We start from the raw sequence: 650 nt of genomic DNA, 5'->3' as shown, positions 1-650 counted from the left end.
GGTTTACGTAATCCGACAGCAAATCTAATACCGAGTCAGGCACACAGTCTGGGCGAGTTCCCACACACAAACCCACAATATCAGCAGCTTTGAGCGCTTCTTCATACATATTTTTCAGTACTTGTACTTCTGCATAAGTACTGGTGTAAGCCTGAAAATACGCCAGATATTTCTTCGCTCGATGGATTTCCCCAGCACGATCTTTCAACTGTTCATGAATACTTTTGATTTGTACTTCTTCGTCAGCAAACGAAGCCACATTGCAAAATGTACAACCACCTCGGCCAATCGTGCCGTCGCGGTTTGGGCAACTAAAGCCACCATGTAAAGTCAGCTTATGGACTTTTTCGCCGTAACGACGCTGAAGATCTTGGCCTAGTGTATTGACCAACTCATGTAACTGCATAGATTCTCACCAATAGTAAACCGTAATAAATCTCACTACGATTTATGTAACTAAATTACATCCCTGCAAGAAAAAACAAACAATATTACTCAATTCAAACAACGCTCAATCGGTGTGAAATCAATAAACTTGCATAAATACAGACAAAAAAGCGTCATGTTGCGTAAATGTTAAACTAAAAATGCATAATTAAACGAAAAAATTGGGTCACAGAGGCGACTTTTCATTGCAATCCGAAGTAACA

Annotated in this window: 1 protein-coding gene; it reads right to left on the bottom strand. The window is 40.0% G+C overall.

Going from position 1 to position 650, the window contains the following annotated elements:
• On the bottom strand, window positions 1-406 hold a 406-nt coding region (locus R7Q11_RS26980), incomplete at its 3' end, for a TIGR01212 family radical SAM protein (protein ID WP_225467087.1).
• Between the last annotated feature and the right edge of the window lie 244 nt (window positions 407-650).

Source organism: Vibrio sp. 970, from assembly GCF_033339075.1.
The sequence above is the reverse complement of the archived record's forward strand: the minus strand, read 5'-3'. Positions and strand labels throughout refer to the sequence as shown.